Annotated in this window: 10 protein-coding genes and 1 tRNA gene; 4 read left to right on the top strand and 7 right to left on the bottom strand. The window is 74.6% G+C overall.

The genetic code is table 11. The features are described 5' to 3' along the window. The 3 genes from LCD31_RS21550 to LCD31_RS21540 all read right to left on the bottom strand — a co-directional run. Positions 1 to 513 (bottom strand): DUF2871 family protein (locus tag LCD31_RS21550; RefSeq protein WP_224960619.1); only part of this gene is annotated, 513 nt, incomplete at its 3' end. A 12-nt stretch (positions 514 to 525) separates the two neighbouring features. Further along, positions 526 to 1,206, bottom strand: coding sequence for an ABC transporter ATP-binding protein (locus LCD31_RS21545; protein ID WP_224960618.1), 681 nt, complete (start codon positions 1,204 to 1,206; stop codon positions 526 to 528). A gap of 82 nt (positions 1,207 to 1,288) precedes the next feature. Continuing rightward, a complete protein-coding gene (locus tag LCD31_RS21540) occupies positions 1,289 to 2,359 on the bottom strand; it encodes an ABC transporter permease (protein WP_224960623.1) in 1,071 nt (356 codons plus the stop codon). 180 nt (positions 2,360 to 2,539) lie between these two features. Here LCD31_RS21540 and LCD31_RS21535 point away from each other — a divergent pair, with 180 nt between their 5' ends. Further along, the gene (locus tag LCD31_RS21535; protein WP_224960617.1) at positions 2,540 to 3,745 is read left to right on the top strand and encodes a sensor histidine kinase; all 1,206 of its coding nucleotides are present in this window, start codon (positions 2,540 to 2,542) and stop codon (positions 3,743 to 3,745) included. Then, on the top strand, positions 3,742 to 4,374 hold the full coding sequence (locus LCD31_RS21530) for a response regulator transcription factor (protein ID WP_224960615.1): 633 nt from the start codon (positions 3,742 to 3,744) through the stop codon (positions 4,372 to 4,374). The genes LCD31_RS21535 and LCD31_RS21530 overlap by 4 nt, the downstream gene beginning before the upstream one ends. A gap of 28 nt (positions 4,375 to 4,402) precedes the next feature. On the opposite strand, the gene LCD31_RS21525 is transcribed toward LCD31_RS21530, so the two are convergent. The 3 genes from LCD31_RS21525 to LCD31_RS21515 are packed head-to-tail and all read right to left on the bottom strand — an operon-like array spanning position 4,403 to position 5,819. Further along, a complete protein-coding gene (locus LCD31_RS21525; protein WP_224960613.1) occupies positions 4,403 to 4,738 on the bottom strand; it encodes a LuxR family transcriptional regulator in 336 nt (111 codons plus the stop codon). Positions 4,739 to 4,749: 11 nt separating this feature from the next. Beyond that, a complete protein-coding gene (locus LCD31_RS21520) occupies positions 4,750 to 5,124 on the bottom strand; it encodes a hypothetical protein (RefSeq protein WP_224960621.1) in 375 nt (124 codons plus the stop codon). 44 nt (positions 5,125 to 5,168) lie between these two features. Beyond that, complete coding sequence (locus LCD31_RS21515; protein ID WP_224960611.1) at positions 5,169 to 5,819, bottom strand: metalloregulator ArsR/SmtB family transcription factor; 651 nt, start codon at positions 5,817 to 5,819, stop codon at positions 5,169 to 5,171. Positions 5,820 to 5,938: 119 nt separating this feature from the next. Between LCD31_RS21515 and LCD31_RS21510 the strand changes: the two genes are divergently transcribed. Beyond that, positions 5,939 to 6,535, top strand: coding sequence for a DUF2249 domain-containing protein (locus LCD31_RS21510; protein WP_224960608.1), 597 nt, complete (start codon positions 5,939 to 5,941; stop codon positions 6,533 to 6,535). 110 nt (positions 6,536 to 6,645) lie between these two features. Here LCD31_RS21510 and LCD31_RS21505 read toward each other — a convergent pair. Then, positions 6,646 to 6,719 (bottom strand) — tRNA-Leu (locus LCD31_RS21505). A gap of 157 nt (positions 6,720 to 6,876) precedes the next feature. Between LCD31_RS21505 and LCD31_RS21500 the strand changes: the two genes are divergently transcribed. After that, a complete protein-coding gene (locus LCD31_RS21500) occupies positions 6,877 to 7,098 on the top strand; it encodes a DUF3618 domain-containing protein (protein ID WP_224960620.1) in 222 nt (73 codons plus the stop codon). Positions 7,099 to 7,278 lie beyond the last annotated feature (180 nt).

The following is a 7,278-nucleotide window of genomic DNA, read 5'->3' as shown; positions in this document are numbered from 1 at the left end:
CGCCCCCCCCGCCGCCCCCCCGCGGGGGGGCGGGGGCGGGGGGGCGGTGTTCCCCGCGGTGGGGCGGGGCCCTGGTTGGCCCCCGCAGCCCCGGGGGCGCGGGGGGGGGCCGGGGGGGGGCCGGGGGGGGTGGATCGCCGTGAACAGGCACGCCAGGCCGACGGTCAGCAGGACGTGGCCGAGCCCGGAGGTGCCGGCGAGCGCGGCGCCCGTCGGCTCGCCCAGCACGGTCCTGGTGCCGTGCACCGCCATGCCGCCCGTGGTGACCAGCAGCCCGGCGTTGTAGGTCCAGAAGAACCGGCCGAACCACCTGCTCCGGGCCGGCCCGGCGGCCCGCTCGAACAGCAGGACCAGCAGGAACACCAGGGTGCCGAGCACCAGCAGGTGGGTGTGCAGCACCGAGAGCTGCGTGTCACCGACGAAGTCCTGCGCCTTGGTCAGCTCGCGGTAGTACACCCCGGCCAGCAGGCCCAGCACCGCGTAGCCCACCGCGGCGAAGAAGCTCTTCCGCATGATCGTGTCCCCTCAGCTCGCCGCGGGCACGCGGACCCGGCCGTCGAGGACCTCGGCGACCTGGTCCACCCCGCTGAGGTGGGTGGTGTCGTGCGTGACCAGCACGGTCGCGGTGGCGCGGCGGTGGGTCAGCGTGGTGATCAGGTCGATCACGGCGGCCCCGCGCTCGTGGTCGAGCGCGCTGGTCGGCTCGTCGACGAGCAGCACCGCCGGGTCGTTCATGAGCGCGCGGGCGATGTTGACGCGCTGCCGCTGCCCGCCGGAGAGCTGGTGCGGCCTTCGGTCCTTCTCGCCGGACAGGCCCACCGCGTCCAGCAGTTCCACCGCGCGGTCCCGCGCGTCGCGCGCCGAGCGGCCGTCGAGGTGCGCCATGACCTGCAACTGCTCGGCCGCGGTCAGCGAGGCGATCAGGTTCGGCTGCTGGAAGACGATGCCGATCTTCTCCCGCCGCACCGCCGTCAGCTGCGCCTGGTTCATGCCGGTGACGGTGGTGCCGTCCACGACGACCCGGCCGGAGTCGGGCGTGACCAGCGCGGCGGCGACGGCGAGCAGGCTGGACTTGCCCGAACCGGACGGGCCGATCACCGCCGTCACCGAACCGGCGGGCACGTCCAGGTCGGCGTGGTCCACGGCGGTGAGCCGGGAACCGCCGTCGGGGTAGGTGAGGGTGATGTCGCGCAACTGCAAGCTCATGACTGGCTCCTGGTTCGAGGTGATCAGCGGGCCGGCAGGGTGATCAGCCGGTGGCCGGGCGATCAGCGGGTTGGCCGGGTGATCAGCGGGTGGACAGGGCGGTCAGCGGATCGACCGCGGTGATGCGCCGGACCGACAGCGCCGCGCCGAGCGCGCCCAGCACGACCATCACGGCGGCGGGCGGCAGCACCGTGCCGGCCTCCAGCACGAACGGGACGGTGCCCACGGCGACCGCACCGATCGCGGCGGCGATGCCGGTGCCGATGGCGGTGCCGCCGACGAGCAGCACCACGGCCTGCCCGAGCGCGTCGCGCAGCAGGTAGCGGGTGGTGGCGCCGAGCGCCTTGAGCACCGCGACGTCCCCGCCGCGCTGGATGGTCCACACGGTGAAGAAGGCGCCGATGACCAGCGCGGAGATCGCGAACAGGAACGCCTGCATCAGCTGCAGCGACCCGTTCTCCGAGCTGTACGAGCTGATCGCCGACAGGGCGCCTGCGGTGGTGGCGGTGCTGGTGCCCAGCCGCGCGTCGGCGGTCGCGAGGTCGGCGCCGTCGTCGCTGCCGAGGGCGATCACGGTCGCCTGCCGCTCGCTGCCGGGCGACAGCCGCTGCCAGTCGGCGAGGCTCGTCCACACCACCGGGTTGTGGCTGTAGGAGGCGTCGCCGGACACGGCGGTCACCCGCAGCTCCTGCCCCGACACGGTGATGGCGTCCCCGGCGCCGACGTCGAGGTCGTCGGCGGCCCCTTCGGAGAGCACGACCTCCCCGGGACCGACGGCGCCGCCCGCGGGCACCAGCGCGGAGCCGGGTTCGACACCGAAGGTGGCCAGCGCGGTGCTGCTCGTGCCGGACCGCACCTTGGCGGTGGCGATGCCCAGCGGGTCCGCGCGGTGCACGCCGGGAACCTCGCGCCACCGCTCCCACTGCTGCCGGTCCACTTCGGACTCGGTGAAGGTCGGCCCCTGGCCCTCCGCCGGCGCGGAGAACACCACGTGGTCGGCGGGCAGGTCGGTGATGGCCGAGGTGCTCTCCCGGCCCAGGCCCGCGGTCAGGCCGGACAGCAACCCGACGAGCAGGGTCATCAGGATGATGACGGTCCCCATCAGGGCGAACCGCCCCTTCGCGAATCGGAGGTCTCTGGTGGCGACGAACACGGTCGAGTGCCTTTCTCTCACGTTCCGGCCGGGTCCCTGCCCGGCACGGCACCAACACTCGTCCTTGGGACGCCGCGGAACATCGCGCCGCCGGTCGGCTCCGCGGTGTCGAAAGGTGCGGGCGCGAATCAACCTTTCGATCGATGCACCGCCCTGACCAGCACGTAGCCTGGGAACACCGTGGACCCGCTGACCCTCACCCGACCGCTGCGCGCGTTGCGCCTGTGCCTGCACCTGCTGATGGCGGGCCTGCTCGTGCTGGCCGCCGTGCACGCCGTCACCACCGACCTGCCGCACCCCGGCGCGGTGATCGCCGCCGCCACCGCGCTGGCCGCCGTGTACGCCACCGGACCGCTGCTGCCGGGGGTGAGCCGGTCGAAGTGGGCCGCGGCGGTGTGGCTCGGCCTGCTCGGCGCGGTGTGGCTGGTGCTGCTGTGGCTCACCCCGGACGGGGTGTGGCTGGCGTTCCCGCTGTTCTTCCTGCAGCTGCACCTGCTGCCGGACCGCTCGGGACTGCCGGTCGTGCTGCTCACGACGGTGTTCGCGATCGCCGGTTTCGCCTGGCACCAGGGCGGTTTCACCCCGGCGGCGGCGCTCGGCCCCGCGCTCGGCGCGGCCGTCGCGGTGGCCGTCGTGCTCGGCTACCAGGCCCTGCACCGGGAGAGCGAGCAGCGCCGCGAGCTGATCGAGGAGCTCACCGCGGCCCGCCACGACCTCGCCGCGGCCGAGCGCTCCGCGGGCGTGCTCGCGGAACGGGAGCGGCTGGCGAAGGAGATCCACGACACCCTCGCGCAGGGCCTCTCCAGCATCCAGCTGCTGCTGCGCGCCGCCGAACGCGCCCTGCCCGACCAGCCGGACCTGGCCGCGGACCACGTGCTGCGGGCGCGCGGGGAGGCGCAGGACAACCTGGCGGAGGCCCGGCGTTTCGTGCACGCCCTCACCCCGCCCGACCTGGAAGGGGGATCGCTGCCGGCGGCGCTGGAACGGTTGTGCGCCACCACTTCGGCGCATTCCGGGGCCGCGGTCCGGTTCCACCTGGACGGCGAACCGGCAGAGATCCCCACCCCGTTCGAGGTGGCGCTGCTGCGGATCGCGCAGTCCGCGCTGGCCAACACCGTCCGGCACGCGCGGGCCGCGGCGGCGGAGATGACGCTGACCTACATGGACACCCGCGTCGCGCTCGACCTGGTGGACGACGGGATCGGGTTCGACCCGGCGGCGGAGTCCGGTGCCGGGCGCGTCGACGGCGGTTTCGGGCTGGCCGCGATGCGGGCGCGGGCCCGCGCGCTCGGTGGCACGTTGAGCGTGGAGTCCGCGCCGGGGCAGGGAACCGCGCTCGCGGTGAGCTTCCCGCGCAGGCCCGCGGCGGAAGGGGACGTGCGATGAGCGGGACCATCCGGTTGCTGCTGGCCGACGACCACCCGGTGGTGCGCACCGGCCTGCGCGCCGTGCTCGACACCGAACCGGACTTCGAGGTGGTCGCCGAGGCCGCTAGCGCCGAACGCGCCGTCGCGCTCGCCGGCACCGAACAGGTCGACGTGGTGCTGATGGACCTCCGGTTCGGCGCGGGCATGCACGGCTCGGACGCGACCGCCGCCATCACGGCGCTGCCGGACGCGCCCCGCGTGCTGGTGCTGACCACCTACGACACCGACGCCGACATCCTCGCCGCGGTCGAAGCCGGAGCCACCGGCTACCTGCTCAAGGACGCACCGCCGGAGGAGCTGGCCGCGGCCGTGCGCACCGCCGCCGCCGGCCAGTCCGCGCTGGCGCCGGCCATCGCGCACCGCCTGATGGACCGGATGCGCACGCCCGGCACCGCGCTGAGCCGCCGCGAGACGGAGGTGCTGGAGCTCGTCGCGGACGGCCTGTCGAACCAGCGGATCAGCAAGCGGCTGTTCCTCAGCCAGGCCACGGTGAAGTCCCACCTGGTGCACATCTACGGCAAGCTCGGCGTGGACTCCCGCACGGCGGCGGTGGCCGTGGCCGTCGACCGCGGCCTCATCCGCCGGTAGCGACCGGCCGTGTCACGAGGTTGCCGCGTCACGAGGTGGGCGCGACGACGGTCAGCAGCACCACGGCGTCGCCGACCGCGGTCAGGCCGTGCCGTTCGCGCGGCAGGGCGAGGTGATCGCCTTCCGCCGCCGCGACGGAATCGGACCCGGTGGTGACCCGGACCGAACCGCGCAGCACCTGCAACGTGGCTTCGCCGGGGCTGTCGTGGTCGGCGAGCGCGCTGCCCGCGGTGAGCGCGAGCAGCACCTGCCGCAACGCGTGCCCCGACCCGCCGTGGACGGTGCTCGCGGCCCGTCCCGCGCGGGAGCGCTGGGCGGCGGCGAGCCGTTCGGCGGCGAGTTCGGTGAGCGAGGTCGTGGCCAACGGTCTCCCCTTCAGGACGTGAGCAACAGGACGCCGCCGGCCAGCAGCGCGACGAGCTTGCCGACCTCCAGCGCGACGTAGGCGAGGTGGGCGTGCGAGCGCGGCGGCTCCTGACCGGCGAGCACGGCGCGCGTGCGCCGGCCCAGCACCGGCCGCACCAGCAGCAGCTGCGCCGCCAGCGCGGCCACGGCGAGTCCCGAGGCGACCCAGGTCGCGACCGGCGGCGTCCGCGCGGCGAGGCAGCTCAGCACGACCAGCGCGAGCACGAGCTCGACGGCGTTGAGCGCGCGGAACACCAACCGTCCGATGCCCAGCCCGATCGGCACGGTCACGCCGGGCGCGCGGAACTTCAGCGGGGCTTCGACGAACGAGATCGCGAGCACCATGCCGACCCAGGTGAAGGTGGCGGCCGCCGCGACCGCCCACGCGGTCACACCCGCTCCTCGGGCGCGAGGTGCGCCACGCACAGGTCGGGCTCCACGAACGCGTCCAGCCGATCGACGGTCACCGGGGAACCCGTCGCCGCCGTGACGCCCTGCATGAGGCCGAGGTGCACCTGGCACACGACCTGCCGCTGCTGCTCGGCGAGTTCCAGGAAGGGGCAGTGCCGCAGCCCGATCTCCGCGCCCCTCGCCCGCGTCTCGGGCCGGAAGCCGAGCTCGTCGAGCAGGCCCACCAGGTGCTCGACGGCGTCCGTCCGGGTGGACCGCGGGGTGCCGCCGGCGAGCCGCGCGCCCCAGCGCCGCCCGGCCTCGCCCGCGCTGCGCACCGGATCGGGGGCCTGCGCGACCTCGTCGACGAGGATGCCCGCGAGCAGCCGGTACTCGCGCGGTCCGGCCGGGTCCATGCCCGGTTTGGCGCGGAACAGCAGCGGCGGCCTCCCCGGGCCGGGGCGCCGCGCGTCGACGCGCTCCACCTGCCCGGCGCCGACCAGGGCGTCCAGGTGGAACCGGATCGTGTTCGGGTGCACCGCGAGCCGTCGCGCGAGCGCGGTGATGTCCCACGTCGCGCGGGATTCCCGCAGCAGCGCCAGCACTTCCCGCCGCCGCCCGGACGCTGCCGGGGCCGGGTTCCCGCCCATGACGATCTCCTCGCTTGGTGGCCGTGAGCGCGGGCCGGGGAGGTGCCCTGGTTCCGCTGCCGGTCCTGGTCGTAGAGTTTATACAACCGATCGTTGTGGAAACAGGCCCGGGAGGCCCCATGCCCGAGCAGGAGCTCGACGTCCGCGCGCTGCCGAAACCGCAGAAGCACCCCGCGATCTTCGGCGCCTTCGCCGCGCTCGCCCCCGGTGAAGCGGTCGTCCTGGTCAACGACCACGATCCGCAGCCGCTGCGCGGCGAGTTCGAAGCGGACTTCCCCGGCGGCTTCACCTGGGAGTACCTGGCCGAGGGCCCGCGGGAGTGGCGCGTGCGCATCGGCAGGCTGCACTCGACGCCGCTGCCCCGGATCCTCTGCGACACCGGCGACCTGGGCGACGACTCCGACGCGGCGGGTGCGGTGTGGGCGCTGCCGGTCCGCGACCGCGACCTCGACTCCAACGTCATCCAGCTGCCCGCGGGCCGGAAGATCGACGCGCACGCCGGGCCCGACCTCGACGTGCTGATCCACGTGCTGCGCGGAACGGGAACGCTGCGCACCGAAGGCGGCGACGTCCCCCTCGCTCCCGGCGTGCTGCTCTGGCTGCCGAAGCGCTCGCGCCGCGAATTCCTCGCCGGGGAGTCCGGGCTCCGCTACCTGACGGTCCACCAGCGCCGCAAGGCCCTCACCATCGAAGGGCTCACCCACTCCGACCGCTGACCCCGTGGCGCGAGGTCCCGCGATCGCGGGGCCACGACGGAGGAAGCGGGGAAGGCCGTCCGATTCGACGGTGCGGGCGCGGAAATGCGACGGCGCCGAGCGGCGGACGGTGAGGCCGGCGGGACTCGAACCCGCACTGGCTAGGACCTAAACCTAGTGCCTCTGCCAATTGGGCTACGGCCCCCAGTGCGCACCAGCCTAACGGTTGGTGATGTCCGTTGTGTCCCCGGCCGGGTGGTTCGGCGGGCGCTGGCTGCCTCGACTCGGGGAACGGTCGGTGGGTCCGGGACTGACGTGTGATCTACGGTGTCACCAGCCAGGTGAACATGGAGGAGGACGGCGTGGCTCGTGATCCGGACGCCATTCAGCGCGACATCGAGAAGGCACGTGACTCGCTGGCCGTGACACTGGACGAGTTGAGCACCAAGGCGGACCCCAAGCGGTTCGTGGAGTCCGGTAAGGCCAGCGTGCAGGAGAAGTTGAACGACCCGCGGGTGCGCTACGCGATGATCGGGGTCGGCGCACTGGTCGCCGTCATCGTCGTGCGCAAGATCTTCCGCTGAGCCGCGCGGCGTGCGTCCGCGGGGTCACGACCCTGCTGGGCGCACGACCGCGGCCGCGCCCCCGGGGGCCCCGCCCCCCCCGGGGGCCCCCCCCGGGGGGGGGGCCCCGGGGGGCCCGGGGGGGGGGGGCCGCCCCGGCCCCCCCCCCCCCCCCCGCCGCCCCCCCCCCGCCCCCCCGCG

Source organism: Saccharopolyspora sp. 6M (assembly GCF_020176775.1).
GTDB lineage: Bacteria > Actinomycetota > Actinomycetes > Mycobacteriales > Pseudonocardiaceae > Saccharopolyspora_C > Saccharopolyspora_C gregorii.
This window is presented reverse-complemented; position numbering and strand designations above follow the sequence as displayed.